At 72.0% G+C, this 26,096-nt stretch carries 16 protein-coding genes; 8 read left to right on the top strand and 8 right to left on the bottom strand.

Annotation, left to right across the window (positions count from 1 at the left end):
- The first annotated feature begins 10 nt into the window (after positions 1-10).
- From ACZ6TU_RS18115 to ACZ6TU_RS18095, 5 genes are all read left to right on the top strand, one after another.
- A complete protein-coding gene (locus ACZ6TU_RS18115; protein ID WP_467670870.1) occupies positions 11-850 on the top strand; it encodes an ABC transporter ATP-binding protein in 840 nt (279 codons plus the stop codon).
- Positions 851-965: 115 nt separating this feature from the next.
- Complete coding sequence (locus ACZ6TU_RS18110; RefSeq protein ID WP_469549480.1) at positions 966-2,024, top strand: iron-siderophore ABC transporter substrate-binding protein; 1,059 nt, start codon at positions 966-968, stop codon at positions 2,022-2,024.
- A gap of 46 nt (positions 2,025-2,070) precedes the next feature.
- Entirely contained in the window at positions 2,071-3,858 is a 1,788-nt protein-coding gene (locus tag ACZ6TU_RS18105) for an ABC transporter ATP-binding protein (protein WP_469549478.1), read from the top strand.
- A 58-nt stretch (positions 3,859-3,916) separates the two neighbouring features.
- Positions 3,917-14,860 (top strand): non-ribosomal peptide synthetase, encoded by a 10,944-nt coding sequence (locus ACZ6TU_RS18100; RefSeq protein WP_469549476.1) that lies wholly within the window; start codon positions 3,917-3,919, stop codon positions 14,858-14,860.
- Positions 14,847-16,547 (top strand): ABC transporter ATP-binding protein, encoded by a 1,701-nt coding sequence (locus ACZ6TU_RS18095; protein WP_467670878.1) that lies wholly within the window; start codon positions 14,847-14,849, stop codon positions 16,545-16,547. The genes ACZ6TU_RS18100 and ACZ6TU_RS18095 overlap by 14 nt, the downstream gene beginning before the upstream one ends.
- An 83-nt stretch (positions 16,548-16,630) precedes the next feature.
- On the opposite strand, the gene ACZ6TU_RS18090 is transcribed toward ACZ6TU_RS18095, so the two are convergent.
- Positions 16,631-17,737 carry an alpha/beta hydrolase-fold protein gene (locus ACZ6TU_RS18090; protein WP_469549471.1) on the bottom strand — a complete coding sequence of 369 codons (1,107 nt, stop codon included), beginning with the start codon at positions 17,735-17,737 and terminating at the stop codon, positions 16,631-16,633.
- A 91-nt stretch (positions 17,738-17,828) separates the two neighbouring features.
- Between ACZ6TU_RS18090 and ACZ6TU_RS18085 the strand changes: the two genes are divergently transcribed.
- Genes ACZ6TU_RS18085 through ACZ6TU_RS18075 form a run of 3 tightly spaced genes read left to right on the top strand, consistent with a single transcriptional unit; the run spans position 17,829 to position 20,167 of the window.
- A complete protein-coding gene (locus ACZ6TU_RS18085; RefSeq protein WP_467670882.1) occupies positions 17,829-18,041 on the top strand; it encodes an MbtH family protein in 213 nt (70 codons plus the stop codon).
- Between the two features lie 6 nt (positions 18,042-18,047).
- Positions 18,048-19,646, top strand: coding sequence for an amidohydrolase (locus tag ACZ6TU_RS18080; protein ID WP_469549468.1), 1,599 nt, complete (start codon positions 18,048-18,050; stop codon positions 19,644-19,646).
- Positions 19,643-20,167, top strand: a complete 525-nt coding sequence (locus ACZ6TU_RS18075) for a GNAT family N-acetyltransferase (protein ID WP_469549465.1) — start codon at positions 19,643-19,645, stop codon at positions 20,165-20,167. Before ACZ6TU_RS18080 ends, ACZ6TU_RS18075 begins: the two co-directional genes overlap by 4 nt.
- Positions 20,168-20,186: 19 nt before the next feature.
- Here ACZ6TU_RS18075 and argB read toward each other — a convergent pair whose 3' ends face one another.
- From argB to ACZ6TU_RS18040, 7 genes are all read right to left on the bottom strand, one after another.
- Positions 20,187-21,101, bottom strand: coding sequence for an acetylglutamate kinase (gene argB / locus ACZ6TU_RS18070; protein WP_467670888.1), 915 nt, complete (start codon positions 21,099-21,101; stop codon positions 20,187-20,189).
- A 57-nt stretch (positions 21,102-21,158) separates the two neighbouring features.
- Complete coding sequence (locus ACZ6TU_RS18065) at positions 21,159-21,818, bottom strand: isochorismatase family protein (RefSeq protein ID WP_469549462.1); 660 nt, start codon at positions 21,816-21,818, stop codon at positions 21,159-21,161.
- A gap of 73 nt (positions 21,819-21,891) precedes the next feature.
- On the bottom strand, positions 21,892-22,956 hold the full coding sequence (locus ACZ6TU_RS18060; RefSeq protein WP_469549460.1) for an NAD(P)/FAD-dependent oxidoreductase: 1,065 nt from the start codon (positions 22,954-22,956) through the stop codon (positions 21,892-21,894).
- A gap of 21 nt (positions 22,957-22,977) precedes the next feature.
- Positions 22,978-23,496, bottom strand: a complete 519-nt coding sequence (locus ACZ6TU_RS18055) for an isoprenylcysteine carboxyl methyltransferase family protein (RefSeq protein WP_469549457.1) — start codon at positions 23,494-23,496, stop codon at positions 22,978-22,980.
- The gene (locus tag ACZ6TU_RS18050) at positions 23,493-24,581 is read right to left on the bottom strand and encodes a type III polyketide synthase (RefSeq protein ID WP_469549453.1); all 1,089 of its coding nucleotides are present in this window, start codon (positions 24,579-24,581) and stop codon (positions 23,493-23,495) included. The genes ACZ6TU_RS18055 and ACZ6TU_RS18050 overlap by 4 nt, the downstream gene beginning before the upstream one ends.
- 299 nt (positions 24,582-24,880) lie before the next feature.
- Positions 24,881-25,723 carry a UbiA family prenyltransferase gene (locus tag ACZ6TU_RS18045; protein WP_469549450.1) on the bottom strand — a complete coding sequence of 281 codons (843 nt, stop codon included), beginning with the start codon at positions 25,721-25,723 and terminating at the stop codon, positions 24,881-24,883.
- On the bottom strand, positions 25,714-25,968 hold the full coding sequence (locus ACZ6TU_RS18040) for a hypothetical protein (protein ID WP_469549448.1): 255 nt from the start codon (positions 25,966-25,968) through the stop codon (positions 25,714-25,716). Before ACZ6TU_RS18040 ends, ACZ6TU_RS18045 begins: the two co-directional genes overlap by 10 nt.
- Positions 25,969-26,096 lie beyond the last annotated feature (128 nt).

Genomic DNA, 26,096 nt, shown 5'->3' with positions numbered 1-26,096 from the left:
AGGGGGCCTTGTGGTCACTCAGTCCGTCACCGGGGTCGAGTCGAAGTCCGATCACGCCTCACGGCTGGCAGCCAGGGGCGTCACGGTCGGGTACGGCGCCCGGACCGTCATCGACGATCTCGACGTGGCGATTCCCCCCGGCGTGATCACCACCATCATCGGCCCCAACGGCTGCGGAAAGTCGACCCTGTTGCGGACCCTGTCCCGGCTGCTCAAGCCGTCCAAGGGGACGGTCGTGCTGGACGGCGACGACATCGCCCGGCTCAGGACCAGGGACGTGGCGAGGAAACTCGGCCTGCTCCCGCAGGCGCCGGTCGCGCCCGAGGGGCTGACGGTGGCCGACCTGGTCGCCAGGGGTCGTCATCCGCACCAGAGCTGGCTGCGGCAGTGGTCCTCGGACGACGCCGACGTCGTGGAACGCGCGCTGGCCATGACCGGGGTGTCCGACCTGGCCGACCGCCCGGTCGACGCGCTGTCCGGCGGACAGCGGCAGCGCGTCTGGATCTCGATGACCCTGGCCCAGGGCACCGATCTGCTGCTGCTGGACGAGCCGACGACCTACCTCGACCTGGCGCACGCGATGGACGTGCTCGATCTGGTCGACGATCTGCACGAGTCGGGATGCACCGTGGTGATGGTGCTGCACGACCTCAATCTGGCCGCGCGCTACAGCGACAACCTCATCGTGATGCGGGCGGGGTCGATCCTGGCGCAGGGCCATCCCCGTGACGTGCTGACCGCAGAGCTGCTGCACGAGGCGTTCGGACTGCGCGCCAAGGTCATCGACGACCCGGTGGGCGACCGGCCGCTCATCGTCCCGATCGGTCGTACGCATGTCCAACTCGACTAGTTCGCCATAAAGTTACAAAAGTAAGGCTAGGCTTGCCTTACTGCCTTGCGATACGGTTTGCCTGCCCTTACCCGGGGGCGTACTGGACAGTGCGAAAAAGCAAGGGGATTGACGGATGCTCCTCCACAGAACGACGCGCAGGACGCCATGGCGGCGGGTCGCGGCACTGCTCTCCGCCGCCACGCTCGGCGTCGGCCTCCTCGCGGGGTGCGGTTCCGGCTCGGACTCGGCCGACAAGGGCAGCGACAACTCCTCGACCGCAGCGGCCGGCGCCTTCCCGGTCACCGTGGATCACGCGTTCGGCACCACGAAGGTCACCGAGGCCCCGAAGCGGGTCGTCACCGTCGGCTACACCGACGACCAGACCGTCCTGGCGTTCGGCATCAAGCCGGTCGGCATGACCGACCAGTACCCGAACCCGGCGGGCAAGAGCCCCGACATCAACACCCAGTGGCCCTGGGTGAAGAAGCAGTGGGGCGACGCCAAGCCCGAGGTCATCATGAAGAACGGTGACACCGGCCCCAACTACGAGAAGATCGCCGCCCTGCGCCCGGACCTGATCGTCGCGGTCTACTCCGAGATCGACCAGGCCGGCTACGACAAGCTCTCCAAGATCGCGCCGACGGTGGCCCGCACCAAGGCCGAGAAGGAGCCGTTCAGCGCCCCCTGGCAGGACAACGCCCTGCACATCGCCAAGGCACTCGGCAAGGCCGAGGAGGGCGAGAAGATGGTGCAGGACATCCAGGGCAAGCTCGACGCGGCCAAGAAGGCGCACCCCGAGCTCGCGAAGCAGACCGCCGTCGTCCTGTCCTGGTACGAGAACTCGGTGGCGCCGTTCACCTCCACCGACGTGCGCGGCCGGCTCGTGACGGGCATCGGCTTCAAGTACCAGACCGAGATCGACAAGGTCGCCGACGGCAGCTTCTACACCAAGCTCTCACCCGAGCGCGTCGACCTGGTCGACGTCGACCGCATCTTCGTCATCAACGACAAGGCCGACACGGCGTCCCTGAAGAAGTTCAAGCTGTTCGCCAACCTGGACGCCGTGAAGAAGGGCAACGTGTCCTACCTGCTGGACAGCGAGGGTCCGGCGGTCGGCGCGGCCATCTCCCAGGGCACCCTGCTGTCCATGCCGTACGCCGTCGACGAGCTCGTGAAGTCGGTGGCCGAGTAGCGATGCCGGTCACCATCTCCTGTCCCCTTCCCGCCCGGGTCGCGGTGTGAGCGCGACCGACACCCGCCCCGCCCCGGCGACGCTGCACACGGCGACCGGACGCGAGGCCTCCCGATGGGTCGCGGCGCACTGCCGCGAGGTGCCATGGCTGTCGGCGGCCACCGTGCTCACCACGGTGGCCGGCGCGGCGCTCCAGGTGCTCCCGGTGCTGCTGCTCGGCCGGGTGGTCGACGGCGTGGTCGAGGGTGAGTCGCGCTCGGTCCTGGTCACCATCGGGGTGTTGATCGGGGCCGCCGCGTTGCTCGGCGCGGCGGCCACCGCGGTGTCGACCTACCTGATCGGCCGGCTGGGCGCCGACCTGCTCGCGCGGCTGCGGGAAGGAGCCGTCCGGGCGGTGCTGGGGATGCCGAGCGCCCGTATCGAACAGGTCGGCCGGGGAGACGTGCTCTCCAGGGTCGGCGACGACGTGGCCGTCATCTCCAAGGGCATCCGTACGGCCATCCCCACGGTGTTCTCGGCCGGAGTGCTGGTCACCATCGCCACGTTCGGCATGTTCGGGCTGGACTGGCGGCTCGGACTGGCGGGCGCCGGCGCGCTGCCCGCGTACGCGCTGGCCCTGCGCTGGTACCTCCCCCGCTCCGCGCCGCTCTACCGGAAGCAGCGGGTGGCCCAGGCCGACCGCGCCCAGGCGTTGATCAGCGGTCTGAACGGGATCGACACGGTCCGGGCGTACCGGCTGGAGGGCGCCTTCCGAGAGAAGGTCACCAGCGAGTCCTGGCGCGTGCGCGATCTCGGAATCGAGGTGTTCCGGTTCTTCGGCCGGTTCGTCGGCCGGGAGAACCGCGCCGAGTTCATCGGGCTGGTCCTGATCATCGTGGTGGGGTACGCCCTGCTGGAGGCCGACGCCGCCAGCCTGGGCGAGGTGTCGGCCGCCCCGCTGCTGTTCCACCGGCTGTTCGGTCCGCTGGGCCTCATCATGTTCACCTTCGACGAGGCGCAGAAGTCGGGCGCGAGCCTGACCCGGCTGGTCGGTGTGCTGGGGGAGGCCGGTGAGGGCCGACTGGTGGGTGACCCGGCCGTCGTGCCGGCGGACGCCGAGCCGTTGCCGGTGACGGTGCGGGGGCTGACGTTCCGTTACCCCGGCGCGGAGGAGGCGGTGCTGAGGGACGTCGATCTGACGATCCCGGCCGGGGGTTCGCTCGCGCTGGTGGGTGCGACGGGTGCGGGCAAGACGACGCTGGCCGCGCTGATCGCGGGCATCGGCACTCCCGAGGCCGGGTCGGTGCGCATCGGTGCGACCGACCTGGCAGGTCTGGACGAGGCCGGGGCGCGGGCCCTGGTGAGCATCCTGACGCAGGAGACGCACGTGTTCTCCGGCCCGCTCGCCGACGACCTGCGGCTGTCCGCGCCCGGGGCGACCGACGCCGAGTTGACGGACGCGCTGCGCACGGTCGGTGCCGACGCATGGGTCCAGGCGCTGCCCGGCGGGCTGAACACCACGGTCGGCGAGGGCGGTGAGCGCCTGGACGTCACCAAGGTCGCCCAGATCGCCCTGGCCCGGCTGGTGCTGGCCCGCTCGCCCGTGGTGGTGCTCGACGAGTCGACCGCGGAGGCCGGCAGCGAGGGCGCCGCCGAGCTGGAACGCGCGGTCCTGGCCGCGTGCTCGGGCCGGACCACCCTGTTCGTGGCGCACCGGCTGACCCAGGCGATGGCCGCGGACCGGATCGCCGTGCTCGACGCGGGCCGCGTCGTCGAGCAGGGCACGCACGACGAGTTGGTGGCTCTGGGCGGCCGGTACGCGCGACTGTGGCAGGCGTGGCGCGAGGGTAGTTAGGCAAGCCTAAGTTAGGCTGGGCTTACTTTGGTTTCCTTGAAAGGGTGCTGAGTCTTCGATGATGGAACCGAGTGCTCGTCTCGTACGGCTTTCTCCCGCACGCCTGGCCGACGTACGCCGCCGGACCGGCGACTACTCCGACAGGACCATCACCGAAGCGTGCGCCATCGGGCTGTCGTACTGGACGACGGGCCAGAGCCCCGACGGCATCGACCTCACCCCCGGCACCCTGTTCGCCGACGTCCTCGGATGGGTCGACAACAGCGGGGCCGGCCCAGGCGACTGGGAGGTCGGCGCGGACGGCCGGAGCATCACCGTGCCCGACGGCGTCGCGCCGGCCGACGCGCAGCTCGCCCTTGACGACCTGGCCGACTTCCCGGACCGGCCCCTCGGCACCATCGGCCCGTCCAGCGTGGCCGCGAGACTCGACGTCCTGGCCCGCTGGAACGACACCGAGGCCGAACGCGCCCGCCCCACCATCGTGGAGATGTTCCGCGAGCAGGCACGGACCAGGCCGGACGCCGTCGCCATCGTCGACGAGCACCGGTCGCTGACGTACCGTCAGGCTGCCGAGCGTTCCAGCCAGTTGGCCCGCCATCTGATCGAACGCGGCCTCGACCGCGAACAGGTCGTCGGCATCTCGCTGGGCCGCTCCGCCGACATGGTCATCGGGCTCCTCGCCGTGCTCCAGGCGGGGTGCGCGTTCGTGCCCCTCGATCCGCAGTGGCCCGCCGCGCGCCGGGCCGTCGTCATCGAGGACGCCCGGGTCGTCGTGCAGCTCAACGACTCGGGCGAGCACGACCCGGCCGAACCGCCGGCCGTGGCCGTCGACCTCGACGACTGGCGCTACGGTTCCCACCCCACCGAGGGGACCGGCGTCACCGTCCACGGCGACGCCCTCGCGTACGTGATCTTCACGTCCGGCTCCACAGGACGCCCGAAGGGCGCCATGATCCGCCACGAGGCGATCAGCGAGCGCCTGCTGTGGCAGGTGAACGAGATCCTGGGCTTCGGCCACGACGACGCCTCGCTGTTCAAGGCGCCGCTGTCCTTCGACATCTCCATCAACGAGATATTCCTGCCGCTGGTGTCCGGGGCCCGGCTGGTGGTGCTGCGACCCGGCGGCGAACGCGACCCGCACCACCTGCTGAGCGTGATCGCCGAGCAGCGCGTCACCTTCACCTACCTCGTGTCGTCCATGCTGGACGTCCTGCTGGAGATCGCCGGCGACTCCGGCCGGCTGGACAGCCTGCGGCACGTGTGGTGCGGCGGCGAGGTGCTGACCCCGGAGCTGTACGAGCGGTTCCGCACCAAGCTCGACATCCCCATGTACCACGGCTACGGCCCGGCCGAGACGACCATCGGCGTCTCGCACGTCATCTACCGGGGAGAGGCGGAGCGCCTGTCGACCTCCATCGGCAAGGCCAACCCCAACACCCAGTTGTACGTCCTCGACGAGGAACTGCGCCCGGTCCCCGTCGGCGTCGGCGGCGAACTGTACGTCGGCGGCTTCCTCCTGGGGCGCGGCTACGTCAACGCGCCCGGTCTGACGGCCTCCCGGTTCGTCGCCAACCCCTTCGCCGACGACGGCTCCCGCCTCTACCGCACCGGTGACCTCGCCCGGTTCGCCCCGGACGGATCGCTGGACTTCCTCGGCCGCGCCGACAACCAGATCAAGATCCGAGGCATGCGGCTGGAGATCGAGGACGTCGAGGTCGGCCTCGCCGAGCACCCCGGCGTACGGCACACCTGCGTCGTCGCGCGGAAGAACGCGGCGGGCGGCACCTACCTGGTGGGCTACGTCATCCCGGCCGCCGGCAGCGAGGACCTGCGGGCGGACGAGGTCAAGGCGTGGGCCGCCGAGCACATGGTCGAGTACATGGTGCCCGCCCACATCGTCGTGATGACCGAGTTCCCCCTCACCGCCAACGGCAAGCTCGACCGCAACGCCCTGCCGGAGCCCACGATCGGCACGGGCACGCTCGTACGGCCCACCACCGAGAACGAGCGCGCGGTCTGCGCCGCGGTCGCGGCGGTGCTGAGGCTCGAAGAGGTCGGCGTCGACCAGGACTTCTTCCAGCTCGGCGGCGACAGCATCCTGGCGATCTCGCTGCTGACCGCGCTGCGCGACGCGGGCCTCTACGTCACGGCACGGCAGATCTTCGCCCACAGCACCGTGGGGGCCCTGGCCTCGGTCGCGAGCCGGGAGGACGTCTCCACGGTCGACCACCGCGATGTCGCGACCGGGTCCGTCGTGGGATCGCCCATCGTGCAGTGGCTCGGCGAGACCACCGACGCGATCGACGGCTTCGTGCAGTCGGTCGTGCTGAACACCCCGCCCGACCTGACCGCCCACGCTCTCGACGAGATCCTCACCGCCGTGGTCCGCAGGCACGACATGCTGCGCGCCAGGCTGGTGCGCGGAAACCGCTGGAGCTTCGACATCCCGGAGCCGGACCAGGCCGTCGCCGGGTGGCAGGAGAGCGACCGGCCGCTCGACACGTGCGTCGCACTCGCCACCGGCGCCCTGGACCCCGGCAACGGCGTGATGCTGCGCGCCGTCTGGCGGCGCGCAGCAGGGCAGCTGGTCCTGGTCGCCCATCATGTGGTGATCGACGGCGTGTCGTGGCGGATCCTGATGGACGACCTCGCCACGGCGTGGCGGCAGTTCACCTCGGGTACGCCGATCGAGCTTCCCCCGGTGGGCACGTCCTTCCGGCGCTGGACGCAACTGCTGGAGCGCGCGGCGTTCGACGCGGACAGTTCCTACTACTGGCGCCCCCTGCCGGGAGAGGACCGGCCGGTGGGCAGGCGCGCGCTGTCCGACGCCGACACCGTCGCCACGGAGCGACTGCGGACCGTCTCGGCCGGCCCGGAGATCACGTCCGCGCTGCTGGGCGAGATCCCCGCGAAGTTCCACGCGGGCGTCAACGACGTCCTGCTGACAGGGCTCGCCGTAGCGCTCGCCCGCTGGCGCCGTGACCTGGGACAGGACCAGACCTTCGCGCACATCGAACTGGAAGGCCACGGCCGCGAAGGACAGTTCGTGGCGTCCTCCGCCGGCTTCGAGCCCGAGCTGTCGCGGACCGTGGGCTGGTTCACCACCCTCTTCCCGGTGACCGTCGACCCCGGCACGGCGGCCGACTTCACCGCACCCGCATACCTGGCCGCCGCCCTCAAGGCGGTCAAGGAAGACCTCGCCCGGGTGCCGGACAACGGCGTCTCCTACGGTGCCCTGAGATACCTGACCGACACCGAGTTCGACGCGCCCGCACCGCAGGTGCTCTTCAACTACCTGGGCCGTTTCGCCGCGGGCGAGCCCGGCAACTGGCAACTCGCCCAGACCACCGGTCAGTTGGGCGAGAAGCGTGATCCGCGGATGCGCCTGCCGCGCGCCCTCGAGTTCAACGCGATCGCCGAGCCGGCCCCGACCGGCGAATACGACCTGGTCACCACCATCTCCTGGCCCGACGGCATGTTCACCGACGAGGACATCGAGACCATCGGCGCGTACTTCCGGGACGCCCTGGCCGGACTGGCCGCACTCGACCCGCAGGGCGGCCACTCGCCCAGCGACTTCCGCCTCGTCGTGCCGCTGACACAGGCCGACGTCGACGCCCTGGACGGCCCGGCTCTGCGGGACATCCTGCCGCTGACGCCGTTGCAGGAGGGCCTGTACTTCCACTCCGTCTTCGACGACGACTCGGCAGGAGCCTACGTCGAACAGCAACTGCTCACCCTGGACGGCGAGGTGGACGCCGACCGGCTCGCGGCGGCGGCCACCCGGCTGCTCACGCTGTACCCGAACCTGGCCGCGCGCTTCGTGGCCCTCGCCGACGGCCGTGTGGTCTCCGTACTGGAGAGCGGTGTCGAGGCACCCTTCGCCACCCTGGACCGCCCCGGCATCACCGACGCCGAGCTGCGCGACCTGGCAGAGCGGGACCGCCGCGCCGGATTCGACCTGGCGGCCGGCCCCTTGATGCGATACACCCTCGTCCACGGCGGCCCGGGCCGGAACGTCCTCGTACAGACCGTGCACCACATCATCGCCGACGGCTGGTCCGTGCCGCCGATGCTCCGCGCACTGCTCGCCGAGTACCACGCGCCGGGGTCCGTGTACCCGGTCGGCGGCTTCTCCGACTACGTGGCCTGGCTCGCCGGACGCGACGCCGACGAGAGCGACCGGGTGTGGCGCGAGCAGCTCGCGGACCTGCCCGGCCCGTCGCTGGTCGCCGAAGGACACACCCCGTCCGACCGGTTCGCCGACACCGCCGTTCGGCCGGAGCACGACATCGACGCGGCCGCACGGTCGGCCGGCGTACCGCTGAGCGTGGCCGTGCACGGCGCCTGGGCGGTGACGCTGGGCGGCATCCTGCACGGCAGGGACGTGGTGTTCGGCTCCACGGTGTCCGGGCGCGACGCGGATGTGCCCGGTATCGAGGACATGGTGGGTCTGTTCATCAACACGATCCCCGTACGCGCACGTTGGACCGGCGGCACCACCGCGCGGGACCTGCTCGCCTCGGTGCGGGAACACCAGGGCGCCGTCCTGCCGCACCAGCACGTCTCACTGGCCAGGATCGGCCGCCAGGCAGATGCCGGCTCCCTGTTCGACACCCTGGTGGTCTTCGACGTCGCGACCGACGTGGACGCACTGCGGCGGCCCGGCGACACGCTGGCCATCACCGACCTCGTGAACGAGGGCGCTCCGCACTACCCGTTGACCCTGGTCGTGGAACGCGCACTCGACAGCCGTCCGCGCTTCAACCTGATCTACGACGGTGAACTGCTGCGGGAGACCACCGCCCAGTCGATCCTGCGCACGTTCACCTCGACCCTCACCGCCCTGCTCACCCGACCGGACACCCTGGTCGACGACGTGGCCTCCGAGGGTGACCGGCGTCCCGCGCGCATCACTCCGACGACCCTGGGCGGCCTCTTCGACGCCGCCGCGCGGCGCGACCCGGCCGCCACCGCCGTCACCCAGTGCGGCCTGGACGGTGGTACCCGGTCCCTGACGTACGGCGAACTGGCCGACGCGAAGAACGAGTTGGCCTCCGCCCTGCGCGCCGCCGGTGTCGGCCCCGGCCGGCGGGTCGCCGTCGCCGTCCCGCGGTCCGTCGAGCAGGTCGTCGCCCTGGTCGCGATCGTCGGCGCGGGCGGCGCGTACGTACCGCTGGACCTGGCCTACCCGGACGAACGGCTGGAGTACATCCTCGCCGACGCCGCTCCGCAGGTCGTCCTCGTGGACCCCGAGCAGCGGGACCGCTTCACGGAACTGCTGGCCCGTACGGGCGTGCGGGCCCGCGTGCTCGTCCAGGGCGACGAGCTGCCCCAGGCCGGCACCGAGCAGTCCCGACCGGAAGCCGGCTGGCACGACCCCGCGTACGTGATCTACACATCCGGATCGACCGGCCGGCCCAAGGGCGTCGTCGTCCCCCACTCCAGCGTGGTGACCCTGCTCGCCAACACCCGGCCCGACATGGACTTCGGCCCGCACGACGTCTGGGTCCAGTTCCACTCCTTCTCCTTCGACTTCGCGGTCTGGGAGCTGTGGGGCGCGCTGGCGTACGGCGGTGAGCTGCTGGTGCCCGAGTACGGCCTGACCCGCTCCCCGGTCGACTTCCACCGGCTGGTCCGCGAGCGCGGTGTGACCGTGCTCAACCAGACGCCGTCCGCCTTCTACCAGTTCATCGAGGCCGACCGGCACGCCGGCGAGCCCCTGCCCGCCCTGCGCCGCATCATCTTCGGCGGCGAGGCGCTGGACGTCGGGCGGCTGCGCGGCTGGGTCGAGCGGCACGGCACCGGCTCGCCCGAGCTGGTCAACATGTACGGCATCACGGAGACCACCGTCCACGTCACCCACCGGGTGCTGACCGAGGGGGACTTCGGCCCCGGCGACGACGTCAGCCCGATCGGCGGCCCCCTGCCCGGCCTGGTCACCTACCTCCTCGACGACCGGCTCCGGCCGGTACCGCCGGGACGGGTGGGCGCCATCTACGTCGCCGGCGACCAGGTGTCGCTCGGCTACCTGGGCAGGCCCGGCCTCACCGCGAGCCGGTTCGTGGCGAACCCCTTCGCCGGGGACGGCTCCCGCATGTACCACACGGGCGACCTAGCCCGCCGCACCCTCGACGGCGAGCTGGAGTTCGCCGGCCGCGCCGACGACCAGGTCCAGCTCAAGGGCTTCCGCATCGAGCTGGGCGAGGTCGAGGCCGCGGTCCGGGAACTCGACGGCGTGGTCGACGTCGCCGTGACGGTGGCCGACAGCGGTGATCACCTGATCGCGCACGTGGTGGGCCGGGTGCCGGGGGACTTCGCCGAGCACCTGGCCGCGAAGCTGCCCGTGCACATGGTGCCGGGCCGGGTCCTCACGATCGACGCCCTACCGCTGACGGTCAACGGCAAGCTGGATCGAAGGGCCTTGGCGGAGCGCACCCTCAGGGGCGCGGGGCTGTATCAATCTGCGGCTCCGCCGCGGGGCGGGACAAGCCACGACGCACCCGCAGGCGAAGACTCAACGCTTGCCACGCTCGTCGAAATCTTCACTCAGACGCTGCCCGGCACCGCCGTCGACGCCGACACCGACTTCTTCCACGCCGGAGGCGACAGCATCATCGCCATCACGGTCGTCAACCGGGCCCGCACGCTCGGCCTGCCGATCGCGCCCCGGGACGTGTTCCTGCTCAAGACACCCCGCGCGCTCGCCGAGCACTCGGCGACGCGCACACCACAAGCCGCCGCCCTCACCCATCACGAGGACGGCCCACTCCCCCCGACGCCGATCATCCTGCGCCAGCGCGAACTCGACGGCTCCCTCGCCCGGTTCGCCCAGGCCAGGACCCTCCAGGCCTCAGAAGGCACCGGCTTCACGGACGCCCAGCGCGCCGCGAACGCCGTAGTCGCCGCGCACCCGACCCTGCGACTGCGGCTCCGCACCGAACACGGCGTGTGGACCCTCCGCACCGAACCCGCCCGCGAGATCACCGTCGTACGCCCGGACACCACCGACGCGACGGCCGTCGCGGACGAGGCCGCCGGACGGCTCGACCCCGAGGCCGGGGACGTCATCGCCTTCGCGTGGCTGGAGGCGAGCCGGACACTGGTGATCACCGTGCACCACCTCGCCGTCGACTCGGTGTCCTGGCTGATCCTGCTGGACGACCTGGCCGCCGCCCTGCGCGGTGAGCCCCTGGCCCCGCCGACCACGTCCTACGCCGAGTACGCCGAAGCCCTGACGCTCCAGTCGGCCCAGGCCGTCGACGACCTCGGACACTGGGTCACCACGCTCAAGGCGCCCGAACTCCTACCGGCCGTGGGAGAGTTGCGCGAGACCACGGTCGTGCTCGCCCCCGACGTGAGCGACCGCCTGACACGCACCGCCCCTGCCGCACTCGGCGTCGGCCTCACCGAGCTGCTGTGCGGAGCCCTGCGCACCGCGCTGACGCACATCCAGCCGTCCCCCACCGACCTCGCGATCGACCTGGAGCGGCACGGCCGGGTCCCGGTGCTCGAACAGCACGACTACACCCGTACCGTTGGCTGGTTCACCTCCATCGCACCAATACGGCTCACCGCGCACACCGACCCCGTCGCGGCGGCCCGCGAGGTCGCCCAACGCCAGCCGGACGAGCACGGGCATGTCGCCTACGGCCGGCTCAGGTACCTCAACCCGCAGACGGCCGCGTTGCTCACCGCCCGCCCGCAGGTGCTGTTCAACTACCTCGGCCGGGGCAGCGAGTCCCAGGCGCTGCACCTCACCGGCGGCGACCAGGGCAGCCCGTACGCCGTCGAGGTCAACGCGTGGACCGACGAGGCCACCGGCAGCCTGCTCGCAGAGTTCCTTCTGGCCGACGGCATACCCGACGAGCTCACCGAGCACTGGCGCGGCGCACTCCAGCGCATCGCGGACGCCGCCACGACGGCCGAGCGCACCGCACCGGTCACCCCGCTCCAGCGGGGCCTGTTCTTCCAGGCCCAGATGGCGGGCTCGGCCGGGCACTACGTGGCGCAGAGCTGGTTCACCTTCGACCGGCGCCTGGACACCGGCGCGCTGGCCGAGGCGATGGCGTACGTGATCGCCCGGCACCCGGTCGTGGGCGCCGGCTTCACGACCGACTCCGACGGCAACCCCGTGCAGGTCCTCAAGGCGGGCCGGCGGGTCGACGTCCGCACGATCGAGCTGTCGACGGACGCCGAGGTCGACGCCCTGCGCGCCCGGGACCGCGACACGGGGTTCGACCCGGGCGAGCCACCGCTGATCCGGCTGACCGTGGTGCGCCTGCCCGACGACCGCGACGGCCTGCTGCTCAGCTACCACCTGCTGCTGTGGGACGGCTGGTCCCGCGAGATCATGCTGCGGGACCTGTTCGACGCCTACGAGTCCGTCGTCGCGGGCGAGCCCCTCGAAGCGGTCCCGGCCACGCCGAGCTTCGAGGACTACGCCCGGGCGCTCGACGCCAAGGACCCCGCCGTCTCGGAACGCTTCTGGGCGGAGTACCTGGCCGGCCTGCCCGGTCCCACACTGCTCGCCGGACCGGCGCCCTCCTTCTCGGACGACCTGCCGCGCGCGCTCGTGCACACGCTGTCCGCCGAACGGTCCGACCTGCTGCGGGAAGCGGCAAGGACGCACGGCGTCACGCTGAACTCCGTGCTGACCGGAGCCTTCGGCCTCCTCCTCGGCGCCCGCACGGGCCGCAGTGACGCCGTGTTCGGCGTGACCGTCTCCGGCCGGGAGGGCGAGGGACTGTCCGACATCGTCGGCGTGCTGCTCAACACCGTGCCGATGTGGACGCGGCCACGGCCGGACGACACCGTCCGCGACTACCTCTCGGCCGTGCAGACGGCCAGGGTCGAGGCGATGGAGCACGAGCACCTGGGGCTCGGCGAGATCCAGCGGGCCAGTGGGCACGACTCCCTGTTCGACAACCTGTTCGTGCTCCAGAACTTCCTGGACATGGACGCCTTCGCCGAGATGAACACCCGGCACGGCATCACCTCGGTGAAGGCCGACGACTCCACCCACTATCCGTTCACCTGGGTCGTCACGCCGGGCGACCGGCTCACCGTCAAGCTGGAGTACCGCGACCAGGACACCGGGAACGCCCGTCGTCTCCTCGACGACTACCTGAGCGTGCTGGAGGACGTGGCCCGGTCGACCGGCCCGGTGGGTGCGCTGCGGGGCCTGGGGCCGGAGCCCTCGCGGGGCGAGCGTACGGACGTCGGCACGGACACCGTCGTCGACCGGTTCGACCGGGCGGCGGACCGCGCACCGCAGCGGGTCGCGCTCGTCGCCCACGGCTCGACCATGACGTTCGCCGAACTCCGGGACCGCAGCCGCGCGGTGGCCGGCGTACTCGCCCAGCGCGGCATCGGCCCCGAGACGAACGTGGGTCTCGCGATCCCGCGCTCCCTCGACTCGATCGTGGCGCTGTTCGCCGTGCTGCGGGTCGGCGCCGCGTACGTGCCGCTGGAGCTGGACCACCCGGACGAGCGGATCGCCGCGATCGTCGAGGACGCCCGCCCGGACGTGATCCTCACCGTGAGCGCCGTGTCGCCCCGGCTGACCTCGCTGAACGGCGAGCTGATCGAGCTGGACCGCCCGTTGCCCGAGGCCGCGCCGTTCGTGACGTTCGCGCCGGACGACCCGGACCGCCTGCGGCACCCGGCGTACACGATCTACACCTCGGGATCGACCGGCAAGCCCAAGGGCGTGGTGACCGAGTACGCCGGACTCACCAACATGCTGATCAACCATCAGCGCCGGATCTTCGAGCCGGTGCTGGCGGAACACGGCCACCGGATCTTCCGGATCGCGCACACCGTGTCGTTCGCGTTCGACATGTCCTGGGAGGAGCTGCTCTGGCTCGCCGACGGGCATGAAGTGCACGTCTGCGACGAGGAGTTGCGCCGCGACGCGCCCCGGCTGGTCGAGTACTGCCTGGAGCACGGGATCGACGTGATCAACGTGACCCCGACCTACGCACAGCAGCTCGTGGCCGAGGGCCTGCTCGACGACCCGGAACGCCGGCCGCCGCTGGTGCTGCTCGGCGGCGAGGCCGTCACCCCGACGCTGTGGCAGCGGCTCGCCGAGACCGAGGGGACCGTCGGCTACAACCTGTACGGGCCCACCGAGTACACCATCAACACCCTCGGCGTCGGCACCTTCGAGTGCCAGGACCCGGTGGTGGGCGTCGCGATCGACAACACCGACGTGTACGTCCTGGACCCCTGGCTGCGTCCCCTGCCGGACGGCGTCCCCGGTGAGCTGTACGTGTCGGGCATCGGCATCGCGCGCGGCTACCTCGGGCAGCCCGCCCAGACCGCGCACCGCTTCGTCGCCTGCCCGTTCGGCGAGCCCGGCGAGCGCATGTACCGCACCGGGGACCTGGTGGTCCGCCGGCCCGACGGCAACCTCATGTACCTGGGACGCACCGATCAGCAGGTCAAGATCCGCGGGCACCGCGTCGAACTCGGCGAGGTGGAGGCCGCGTTCGCGGCGCACCCGGCGGTGCGGTTCGTCGCCGCGGTCGCCCAGCCCGACCCGCAGGTCGACGGCTCGTACCGGCTGGCCGCCTATCTGGTGCTGGACGGGGCGGAGTTGGCGACCGTGGCCGCCGAAGTCGGCGCCGGGCTGCCGGACTTCCTGCGTCCCACGCACTACGCCCAGGTCGACAGCATCCCGCTGACGGTGAACGGGAAGGCTGACACCAAGGCGCTGCCGGAGGCCAAGCCGCTGGGCGCGCTGACCACGGTGGGGGAGCGGGGACCCGAGACCGGGACCGAGTCCGTGGTGTGCGAGTACTTCGCCGAGGCACTGGACCTGGACGACGACGAGGTGAGCGCGGTGAGCGACTTCGTGTCCCTCGGAGGACACTCCATGCTGGCGGTGCGGCTGATCGGGCTGCTCCGCCGCGAGTACGGTCCCGTGATCACCATCCGTGATCTGTTCACCCTCCGCACCCCGGAAGCGATTGCCCGCCACCTCGATGACAACTCCTGACACGCAGCGGCCCCGCTCGGGGTCCGACATCCTCCGCACCGCACTGCGCCGCAACGTCGGCGCCATGGCCGGCGGCACGCTCCTCATGGGCCTGTACCAGGCGGGCGAGACGGCCTTCCCCATCGCGCTCGGCCTGATCGTCGAGCACACGATGCGGGACCGCAGCCTCGGCGCGCTCGGCCTCTCGGTCGCCGTACTGGCCGTGATCATCACGACCGTGTCGCTGTCCTGGCGGTTCGGTATGCGCATCCTTCAGAAGGCCAACACGACGGAGGCGCACCGCTGGCGCGTGAAGGTCGCGGCCTGCGGACTCCAGCCGGTGGCCAGGGACGTCGACCTCAAGTCCGGCGAGGTGCTGACCATCGCCACCGAGGACGCCGACCAGACCGCCGACATCATCGAGGTGGTGCCGCTGCTGATCAGCTCGCTGGTCGCGGTGGTCGTCGCGGCGGTCGCGCTGGGCCTGGCCGACATCCGGCTCGGCCTGCTGGTGATCGTGGGAACCGTCGCGATCCTGTCGTGCCTGAGCGTGCTGTCCAAGCGGATCGGCACCAGCACCCAGGAACAGCAGGCCCGGGTGGCGCGGGCGGGCGCGAAGGTCGCCGACCTGATCACCGGTCTGCGCCCGCTGCACGGCTTCGGCGGCAACCACGCGGCGTTCCGGTCCTATCGGAAGGTCAGCACGGAGGCGAAGGTCCAGGCGATCACCGTCGCCAAGGTGAACGGCGCCTACGCGGGCACCGCGCTGGCCCTCAACGCGGTTCTCGCCGGCGCCGTGACGCTGACGGCGGGCTGGCTGGCGTTCGACGGCCGGATCAGCATCGGCGAACTGGTCATGGCCGTGGGCCTTGCGCAGTTCATCATGGAACCGCTCAAGCTGTTCTCGGAGATGCCGAAGTACGTGATGATGGCGCGCGCCTCGGCCGAACGTATGGCACTGGTGCTGACCGCGCCACCGGTCATGACGCCGGGATCCGAACGCCCGGCCGAGAGCGGGGACGTGGAGATCGACTGCGTCCGGTACGGAACCCTGCGCAAGCTGAAGTTCCGGGTGTCCGCCGGGGAGTTCGTGGCGATCGCCGCCTACCAGCCGCGCGCGGCGGCCGACCTCGCGTCGATCCTGGCCGTGAACGTCCCGCCCGGCACGTACGAGGGAACGGTGCGGGTCGGCGGGCGGGGCCTCGCGGACCTGTCGGTCGAGGCGGTCCGCGAGCACATGCTGGTGAACCCGTACGACGGGGAGATCTTCGCGGGGACGCTCCGCTCGAACATCGACCCCTCAGGAACCAGCAGCATGGTCCCCGAGGCCGTCGAGGCGTCCATGCTGACCGACGTCGTCGCCCTCCACCGCGAAGGCCTCGACTACGGCGTCCGCGACCGCGGCGCGAACCTCTCCGGGGGACAGCGCCAACGGCTCTCCCTGGCCCGCGCCCTGGCCGCCGACAGCGACGTCCTCGTCCTGCACGATCCGACGACGGCCGTCGACGCGGTCACGGAACAGCTCATCGCACGCAACGTCGCGAAGCTGCGCCGGGGCCGCACCACCATCGTCATCACCAGCAGCCCGGCCCTCCTGGACGCCGCCGACCGGGTCCTCGTCCTGGACGACGGCGTCGTCACGGCCGAGGACACCCACCGGAACTTGCTGGCCAAGGACGAGAACTACTGCTCAGCGGTGGCTCGTTGACGCGCCCCGTAAGGGGCGTGGGGCTGTCTCGATGTGCGGCTCCGCCGCTCGGGCGCGATCAACCCCCACCGGCCCGCGGACAATCACCTGGAGCCCAGTGCCCAGGCGACATCCCTCAGCAGGGCATGACGCCACCCCACCCGATCATGGCCGGAGGCCCCGCGCGAAACCCGCACGGTCGCCCCGGCCCGCTCGGCCAACGCCTCCACCGCCTCACCATGCGGCAGCATCCGCGTCTCATGCTCCCCCACATCGAACGCGACTCGAAGCCCCGACAGATCACCCCCTGCCCGCAGCCGCGCGGCGATCGCCCCACCCACCGGCCCCCCCAACGGGTCCGCCGCACCCATCGCATCGGACGTCCACCAGAACGACCCCGACTGACAGGCCACTCGCGACACCAGCTCCGGAAACTCCAACGCCGCGTACACCGCACTCAACCCACCGAGGCTCTGCCCGGCGACCACCAGCCGGTCAAGCTCGGCGGTCACCCCCGACTCCGCCACCAGCGGCAGCAGTTCGTCCCGGACCGCATCCCACAGCTCGGGCCGGCACGCGAACTCGGCCTCCCTGTCCTTGGCCGGCAGGAAGACGAGGGTGACCGGCGGCATCTCACCACTGGCGACCGCAGAGTCGAACGCGGTCATGGCCGGGTGCAGATACAGCCAGTCGTCCCCGTCGAGCAGCAGGACCACCGGCCCGCCACCACCCGCCGGATGCACGCGCACGGTCCGCCGCCCGCCCAGCCGTTCACTGGCCCAGCGGATCCGCGTGCGGGGGAGGGGCAGCACGCCGTCGGCGCCGACAGCGGGCCAGTGCGGCTGGGCCGGTGCGTCCGGCGTCGCGGCGATGGACCGGTCACCGCCGGCTCCGACCGGGTTGAACGGATCGGCGTACGCCTCCTCGCCCACGCGGAACCGGTACGTCACCCGCAACCGCGCGGGCATGCGCACCTCGGCGTACCAGCAGTCCGTGTCGCCGAACCGGCACAGGGGCACCGCCTCGGACCAGCTCTCGAAGTCGATGCTCGCCGCATCGGACCCACGCCACAGGAAGAGGGTCACCCAGCCGTCGCCGTCGGGTATCGACGCGGGTGTCCGCGCGGCCGCCCAGAACGCGTCGGTGCCGGGTGCGCCGGGCAGACCGAACGCGGCGAACGTGTCGAACGTGTCGTCCCCCACCAACCTCATTGAACGTCTCCTTGTGGAGCGGAAAGCGAGAAGGCTAAGCTCACTTGCGATTAGGCGAGCCTAACCTAATGTTCATAGGAGGCACCGGCAGATGAGCACCAACCCCTTCGACGACGCCGACGGCCGTTTCCTCGTTCTCGTGAACGACGAGGGCCAGCACTCGCTCTGGCCGTCCTTCGCGGACGTGCCCGGGGGCTGGACGATCGCCTTCGAGGAGAACACCCGGGAGGCCTGCCTGGAATACGTCGAGGCCAACTGGACGGATCTGCGCCCCCGTTCCCTCTCCGAGTCCATGGACGCCTGACGCCCGATGCTCTGCACCAGACTGACGAACGCCCGTTTCGTCACCATGGACCCGGCCCACCCCGTCGCCCACGACCTGGGCATCTGGAAGGGCCGGATCGTCGGCCTGGACGAGGCCGTGACCTCGCTGCCCGCACGGGAGGTGATCGACCTTCAGGGTGCCACCGTGCTTCCCGGGTTCATCGACGCGCACGTGCACCTGGCCTGGACCGGCTTCAAGCAGAACACGCCGAGCATCGCGGGACGCACGCGGATCGACGACGTGCTGGCCGTCGTGGAGGAAGCCGTCCTCCGGAAGGGCTCGCCCGGCGCCTGGGTGAGCGTCGCCGGCTACGACCAGCGGGCCCTGGGCCGTCATCTGACCGCCGCGGAACTGGACCGGGTGAGCCACGGACGCAGGGTGTTCGTGCTGCACGACTCCGGACACGGCTGCGTCGTCAACACCGCCGTCCTGGACCTGCTCCCCGCCGACGTCCCGCACGAGAACGGCTTCCTCGCCGAAGGCGCGATGGGCGCCGCCCGCGCACTGCGCCTGCCGTACTCCCAGGAGGAACTCGCCGAGGCGATCGGACGCGCCGCCCGGACCTGCGTCGCCGAAGGCGTCACCGCCTGCGCCGAGGCAGGCATCGGCGGCACCCTCTTCGGCCACAGCCCGGTCGAACTCGGCGCTTACCAACTCGCCCGCGACAAGGGGCTGTTGCCGCTACGGGTACAGCTCATGGTCGCCGCGGACCGGCTGCGGCCCGTAGCCGCGCACGAGGCCGACGGCATTCCCAGGGCCCTCGACCTCGGCCTGCGCACGGGCTTCGGCGACGACTGGCTCTCCGTCGGCGCCCTGAAGATCTACACCGACGGCGGCATGATGGCCCGTACCGCCGCACTGGGCAGGCCGTACGAAGGGCTTGACCACACGGGCCAGTTGCAGGACGACCCGGAGACGCTCACCGACACGATCGTGGCCGGCCACCTCGCCGGCTGGCAGCTCGCCGTGCACGCCATCGGTGACCGCGCGGCCGACGTCGCCCTCGACGCCCTGGAACGGGCCCAGCGCCTGCGCCCGCGCCACGGCGTCCGGCACCGCGTCGAACACGCGGGCCTCATCCGCCCCGACCAGCTCTCGCGCTTCGCGCGGCTCGGCGTGAGCGCGGTCGTCCAGCCCAACTTCCTGCGCTACTTCGGCGACGACTACGCGGCGATCATGGGCGAGGAGCGGGCGCCGTGGCTGTACCGGGGCAAGGGATTCCTGGACCACGGCATCACCCTCGTCGGCAGCTCCGACCGGCCGGTCACCGACGGATCCCCGCTGCGGGCCGTCCAGTTCATGGTCGAGCGCGCCTCCGAGTCCGGCCAGGTGATCGGACCGGACGAGGGCATCACCGTGGACGAGGCGCTGCGCGCCTACACCGTCGCCGGTGCCTATGCCTGCCACTGGGAGAACAGCGCCGGCAGCCTCTCCCCGGGCAAGCGCGCCGACCTGGTCGTGCTCGGCGACGACCCGCGGCGCGTCGACACCTCCCGCATCGGCGACATCGAGGTGGTGGCGACGTACGTCGACGGTCACGATCGGCGCGACGGCGGATCCGAAAGCGGGGAAGGGAAGCCTTGAACACGGCTACGCCGGGCACCACACCGCCGTTGCCGCACGCTCCTCTCACAGCGACCTCAGTCGTACGCCCCGCCCGCCCCGAGGATGCCGCCGCGCTCGCCGCCCTGTCCCGACCCTTCGTGCACTCCGGGGCGTTACGCCGGCGCCCCGTCTCGCTCTACGCCGCCCACGCGGCCGACTTCCTCGTGGCCGAGGGACCCGACGGCGCCCTGGAGGGCTGCCTGGCCCTGCGCGTACACGCGGCCGACGAGGAGGGGAGTCGCGGTCTCGCGGGCGTTCTCTACAACTTCTGCGTGGCCCGGCACCGGCAGGGCAGCGGACTGGGAGGCCGGCTGCTGCGTGCCGTGCCGGCCAGGGCGCGCGCCCAGTCGGTGGGCTCCTTGTTCACCGCCACGGTCGGCAGCGGCAGCCTCTTCCTGCGGCACGGTTTCGCCCCGGCCGGCGTGAGCCTCGCGCCTCCGACCTGGGCGAGGTCCTTGGACCCGCGCCGCAACGCGCGCGTCCTCGCGCGAACCCTGTGAGGGTGGGGGATCCGAGTCCTCAGGCGGAGCTCGCCCCGGCGCCCGGGGCTCCTGGGCCGTGCTCCGGAAGCACCGTGGTGCCGGGGCTGTTCCGGCCCAGTACGCCCCGCAGCAGTGCGTGCGGTACGCGGCCGTCGAGCACGTGCGCCCTGCGCACGCCGCCGCGGACGGCCCGCAGGCAGCCCTCCATCTTCGGCAGCATCCCGGCCGCCAACTCCGGTAGCAGCGCGGCCAGTTCATCGGCCGTCAGGCGCTCGATGACCTCGGTGCTGTGCGGCCAGTCGGCGTACAGTCCCGCCACGTCGGTGAGCACCACCAGGCGGGCGGCGTCGAGGGCCACGGCCAGTGCCGACGCCGCCAGATCGGCGTTCACGTTGTAGACCTGCGCGTCCTCACCGCGGGCGACGGGGGAGACAACGGGGATGTGCCCCTGCTCCAGGAGCGTGCGCACCGCGCGCGGGTTCACGTCGACGACATCGCCGACCAGTCCGATGTCCACCGCCCGGCCGTCCACCCAGGCCGGCCGCCGCACGGCCGTCATCGTGTGCGCGTCCTCGCCCGTCATCCCCACGGCGAGAGGGCCATGGGCGTTGATGTGGCCGACCAGCTCCCGCTGGACCCGGCCCGTCAGCACCATGCGCACCACGTCCATGGTCTCCGGGGTGGTGACCCTCAGGCCCGCCTCGAAACGCGTCTCCAGGCCGAGGCGGTCGAGCATCGCGCTGATCTGCGGCCCGCCGCCGTGCACGACGACCGGGCGCAGGCCCGCGCGCCACAGCTCCACGACATCGTGGGCGAACGCCTGCTGGAGGCCGGGGTCCACCATGGCATGGCCGCCGTACTTGATGACGACCGTGCTGCCCCTGAGCTCCTCCGGCGGGCGGAGCTCTTCGGGGGAGAAGGTCGCGACCTGGTCGGCCTGGGTCACGCTCACGGAGCCACTCCATTCACGGCAGGCCCGAGACTTCGGGCGGACAGGGGGGAAGCGTCATCACGCGTTCCGGCGCTCCTTGTGGTGGAGGAGCAGGCCGCGCAGCAGGGAGTCAGTCGTACAGACCACGCCGCTGCGCGCGGCCCAGCGAAGGGCCAGGGAGTGTTCCTCGGCGGAGATGTCGGCCACCGCGTCGGCGACGACGAACGGCTGGATGTCGTTCATGAAGGCGTCCGCCGCCGTGAGCAGGACGCCGAGATGTGCGTGCACTCCGCAGATGATCAGCTGGTCGCGGTGCTTGGAGCGCAGCAGTCTGCCGAGATGGCTGCGCAGGAAGGCGTTGTGCCGCACATTGGCCAGCAGGTGCTCGCCGGGACGGGGCCTGAGGGGCGCGATGATCGCGGCGGCATCCGGCTCGTCCCCGATGCCCGGGCCCCACATGTCGGCGACCAGACCCCGCGTGCCCGGCGGCTGTCCGGCCGGCTCCGCGCTGAAGACGACCGGCAGGCCCAGGGCGTCGGCGAGTTCGCGCAGCGCCACGATGTTGTCGACGAGTTCCACCACGGGGGAGCGCCCCGGCGGGAACGCCCCGACGAAGTGGTTCTGCATGTCGTGGACCAGCAGCGCGGCACGCGCCGGATCGATCTTCCAGGAGACGTGCGGGTGAGGGAGGCAGGAACGATCCGGCATCGGGTAGGAGCCGATGGTCGGCAAGCCCACGGCGGTTCCCTCCCCTGACGACGCACCGCACGGATCCGAACTCATGGTCTTTGCTTAGCTTAGCCTAACCTAATTAAAAATTCCGGTTAGCGCTCGGCCGACTCGCCTGATGCTGTCCGGCCGGACGGGCCAGCGCGTCGACGGCCGCGGAGAACAGCCACGGCAGCCCCTGCGCCAGAGGAACCAGCGCCGCGCGAGCCGGGGGCACTCGCGTCGCGCCGAGCAGCGCGTGGGTCAGCCAGCGGTAGCGCCGTGTGAGCTGCCGCCACTCCCGCTCGTAGCCCGCCAAGTCACCGCTGGTCACGGCCCGGACGGCCGAAGGCGCCTGCGCGAGCGCCAGCGCGATGCCCTCACCGGTCAGCGCATCGACGTAGCCGGCGGCATCGCCGACGAGCAGCACCCGGCCGGCGGTGCGCGCGCTCGTGTCCTGACGGAGAGGGCCCGCACCGCGCACCGGTCCGGCGTGCCGGACCCCGGCCAGCCGCTCCCGCAGCTCGGGGAAGGCGGCGAGGTGGTCGTCGAACGACCCGCAGGCGGTGGTGAGCACCGCGACACCCACGAGGTCCTCGGCCACCGGGGTCACGTAGGCCTCCGCACACCGGGCCCAGTGCACCTCGACGTGGTCGCTCCAGGGGGCGAGCTCGTAGTGGCGCCGCAACCCGTGCCGCGGGCGGACCCGGCGCGGCCGGTCGAGGCCCAGGGCCCGGCGGATCGGCGAGTGAAGGCCGTCGGCCGCGACGAGGTGGCCGGCCCGGACGCCGTCGACCGACACACCGTCCTCGTCCTGCTCGACACGGCGCGCGGTGCGCTGCTCGACCCGCACGCCCGCGGCCAGCACCGTGTCCCGCAGTGCCGCGTGCAGCGTCGTGCGACGCACCCCGCGGCCCGGGCCCGCTCCGAAGTCGGCATCGACCCGGCGTGGTCCGGCGACATAGCGGATGCCCCGCAGGTCGTGGCCCGGCGGGAGCGCGCCGAGCGCCGCCAAGGCGGCGACGGCACCCGGCATCAGTCCCTCGCCGCACGCCTTGTCGACGGTGCCCGCACGCCGTTCCCACACGGCGACGTCGAGCCCGGCCCGGGCCGCGTGCAGGGCCGTGGCCAGGCCTGCCGGCCCCCCGCCTACGACGAGCAGGTCCATGTCCAGCTCCTTCAGGCTCCTTCAGGCCAGCCTCGCCAGGGCGGCGTCCTCGGCGCGGATACGGGTGGCGAGCAGGAACCCGTTCAGCGCGGTGAAGACAACCGCCGTGATCCAGGCCGAGTGCACCAGGGGCAGCGCGAGCCCCTCCACGACGACGGCGACGTAGTTGGGGTGCGGGATCCAGCGGTAAGGGCCGTCCGTCACGCGCGCAGCACCCGGCACGACGATCACCCGGGTGTTCCACTGCCGTCCCAAGGTGGCGATGCACCACCAGCGCAACGCCTGCGAGGCCGCGACGAGAACGAGCATGGCCCAGGCGAGGACCGCTGCCGTGTCCGGTCGGAGCATCCACACCTCCACGAGCGCGCCGACGAGCAGACCCGTGTGCAGCACCACCATGAACGGGTAGTGCCCTCGCCCGGACTCCACGCCGCCCCGCGCGAGGCTGAGGGCGGCGTTGCGCCGGGACACGGCCAGTTCGGCGACCCGCTCCAGGCCGACGGCCAGGACCAGAACGGTGAACAGGACCTCGCTGCTCACCTCTCACCACCCGGAGCGCGCAGGAGCACGAACTCGGAACAGAAGCCCGGGCCCATGGCGAGCATGAGCCCGTAGGACCCGGGCGGGGGCGGACGGTCGGCGAGCGTGTCAGCCATGACGTGCAGCACCGAGGAGGAGGACAGGTTGCCGATCCGGCGTAGTGAGTCCCAGGTCATACCCAGGGCGTCCCGCTGGACCCCGAGGACGTCCTGCAACGCCTCGAGAACCTTGGGTCCACCGGGGTGCGCCACGTACCAGCCGAGGTCCTCGCGGGTCAGCCGGTGGTCGCCGAGAAAGCCGCGGACGTCGTCGCCGATGTGACGGCGCACCAGGTCGGGTACCGAGGGGTCGAGCACGATCCGCAGCCCGCCGGAGCCGACGTCCCAGCCCATCATGCGCTCCGAGTCGGGGTAGAGACGACTGCGCGACGCGAGGACCTCGGGACGAGCCGGATCGTCGGACTGTGCGAGCGCGTGCTCGGGCCCGACGGCGACCACCGCCGCGGCGCCGTCCCCGAACAGGCCGCTGGCCACGAGGTTGGCGACCGAGGTGTCGTCGCGCTGCAGCGTGAGCGAGCACAGCTCGACCGACATCAGCACCGCGACACCGTCCGGCCGGCCGCGCAGCAGATCGTGCAGGCGGGCGATACCGGCCACGCCCGCCACGCAGCCGAGCCCGACGAGGGGCAGGCGCACCACATCGGGCCGCAGCCCGATCTCCGCTGCGACGCGGGCCTCGAGCGAGGGGACGGCCAGGCCGGTCACCGTGCACGACACGATGTAGTCGACGTCGGCCGGTGTGAGGCCGACGCCCTTGAGCGCGTCGACGACCGCGCGAGCGCCGAGCTCGACGCCGGCCCGGATGAAGAGGTCGTTCGACTCGCCGAAGCTCTTGAGCCGGGCGTACTCCTCCAGCGGGAGCACGGTATGCCGGGTCTCGACGCAGACGTTGCGGTGGAACCGTTCCACGATGCCTCGGTTGACCGAGTCCTCGACCAGCATGGTGGTGAAGTACTCGGTGATCTCCTCCTGCCGGTGGCGGTGCTCGGGCAGGGCGCCGCGAACGCTGAGGACGCGCATGGTCATGCTGGCTCCTGTGGTCGGCTGGGCGAGCGGGTGGGCGCGACGAACGCCCGACCGAGGCCGAGCGCGACGGTCGTGGTGAGCCGGGCCCCGGGCGAGGCCGAGCCCGACGAAGCCGTCGAGGACACGCTGGTCGGCGGCCGAGGCACGCAGCCCGGCCCCGAGGACCCGCGTGCAGCGGGCGAAGGCCCAGGAGGGCGACGCGCAGACCCGGGGCGGCGCGCAACCGGCCCGGGGTGGAGGCGGCGCAGACCGGCCCGGCGCCGGCCACGGGGACACCGAAGTGGTGGGGGAGAGCGCCATCAGCCGGCCGCCACGAGCAGTACGACGTCGAGCAGGGCGATGGCCACCGCGGCCCGGAAGGGAGTACGACCGCGGGCGACCAGCGAGAGCAGCGCGAGGACGGTCACCAGCGCGAGGACCGCCCACGCCCACGCCGGGGGCGTTCCTGCGGGGCCCAGCACGGCGAGCAGCGAGGCGGCGGGCAGCAGCACGGCGGCAAGGACGCGCGAGCGACGCTCGCCGATCCGGTGCGGGAGGCCGCGGACACCGGTGCGTTCGTCGTCGGAGAGGTCGGGCAGCGTGTTGAGCAGGTGCGCCCCGACACCGAGCGTGGCGCCGGCGCCGGTCATCCACAGCGGTGCCCAGCCCTGGGTGGGATCGGCGAGGGTGACGACCGAGGGCAGTGTCCCGAAGGCGCAGGCGTACGGTGCCCAGGACCACGCGGTCGCCTTGAGCCCGAGGTTGTAGGCGTGGCCCGCCCCGGTGGCAAGGGTGGCGTTGACCAGCGCGCTGCGCCAGTCGGCCAGCGCGGACAGCACGAGGCAGGCGAGTGCGGCCACGACCAGGGCCGGCACCACCCGGCCGACCGGGAGGGCTCCGCCGGCCAACGGCTTGTCGGCGCGACCGACGGCCCGGTCGCGACCGAGGTCCAGCAGGTCGTTGCCCCAGCCGATCGTGAGCTGGCCGGTGAACACCGCCGCGGTGACGGCGACGGCGTCGAGCGGGTGCAGATCGTCGCGGAGCGCGAGCAGGCCCGCGACGGCGGTGACCGCAAGGGCGGGCCCGCCGTGGGCGGCGGCGAGCAGCGCGAGCACGGGCGGCGGTCCGGGGCGCGCCGGTACCGCGCGGGTGGTCACGGGCATCGCCGCGCCTCGGCCGACCTGCGACGGATCGTGGCGTCGAGCACGTCGAGCGCGTCGAGCGCCGTGCGCGGGCGCGGCACGGGCGTCCAGGACGGGGCGCTCAGGCCGACCGAGCGCCGGTCGACGCCACGGCCCCCGGAGCCGTCGGGCAGCCAACGGGCCAGGCCGAGGAGGTCGTGCGTGCCCTCGGCATGCGGGCGTCGTCCGGCAGCGGAGCCGATGCTTACCGTCGCACGAGTGACCATGATGGGCATGCAGGATCGCTGCCACGTTGCCCGCCCGCTCACACGAGGCACTCCGGCATCCGGTGGAACGTCCGCAGCGTCGGCAGCCCTCGGCCGTGCTGGGCGTCGTGGCGCCGTACCGCGCAGGT

It is taken from the genome of Streptomyces sp. NPDC052064, from assembly GCF_055585925.1.
The sequence above is the reverse complement of the archived record's forward strand: the minus strand, read 5'-3'. Positions and strand labels throughout refer to the sequence as shown.

Bases quoted from the DNA above. Each gene is read 5' to 3' on its own strand.
- ACZ6TU_RS18110 (WP_469549480.1), top strand. From the start codon at position 966: ATGCTCCTCCACAGAACGACGCGCAGGACGCCATGGCGGCGGGTCGCG.
- ACZ6TU_RS18100 (WP_469549476.1), top strand. From the start codon at position 3,917: ATGATGGAACCGAGTGCTCGTCTCGTACGGCTTTCTCCCGCACGCCTG.
- ACZ6TU_RS18095 (WP_467670878.1), top strand. From the start codon at position 14,847: ATGACAACTCCTGACACGCAGCGGCCCCGCTCGGGGTCCGACATCCTC.
- ACZ6TU_RS18090 (WP_469549471.1), bottom strand. From the start codon at position 17,737: ATGAGGTTGGTGGGGGACGACACGTTCGACACGTTCGCCGCGTTCGGT.
- ACZ6TU_RS18085 (WP_467670882.1), top strand. From the start codon at position 17,829: ATGAGCACCAACCCCTTCGACGACGCCGACGGCCGTTTCCTCGTTCTC.
- ACZ6TU_RS18080 (WP_469549468.1), top strand. From the start codon at position 18,048: ATGCTCTGCACCAGACTGACGAACGCCCGTTTCGTCACCATGGACCCG.
- ACZ6TU_RS18060 (WP_469549460.1), bottom strand. From the start codon at position 22,956: ATGGACCTGCTCGTCGTAGGCGGGGGGCCGGCAGGCCTGGCCACGGCC.
- ACZ6TU_RS18050 (WP_469549453.1), bottom strand. From the start codon at position 24,581: ATGACCATGCGCGTCCTCAGCGTTCGCGGCGCCCTGCCCGAGCACCGC.
- ACZ6TU_RS18045 (WP_469549450.1), bottom strand. From the start codon at position 25,723: ATGCCCGTGACCACCCGCGCGGTACCGGCGCGCCCCGGACCGCCGCCC.
- ACZ6TU_RS18040 (WP_469549448.1), bottom strand. From the start codon at position 25,968: ATGGTCACTCGTGCGACGGTAAGCATCGGCTCCGCTGCCGGACGACGC.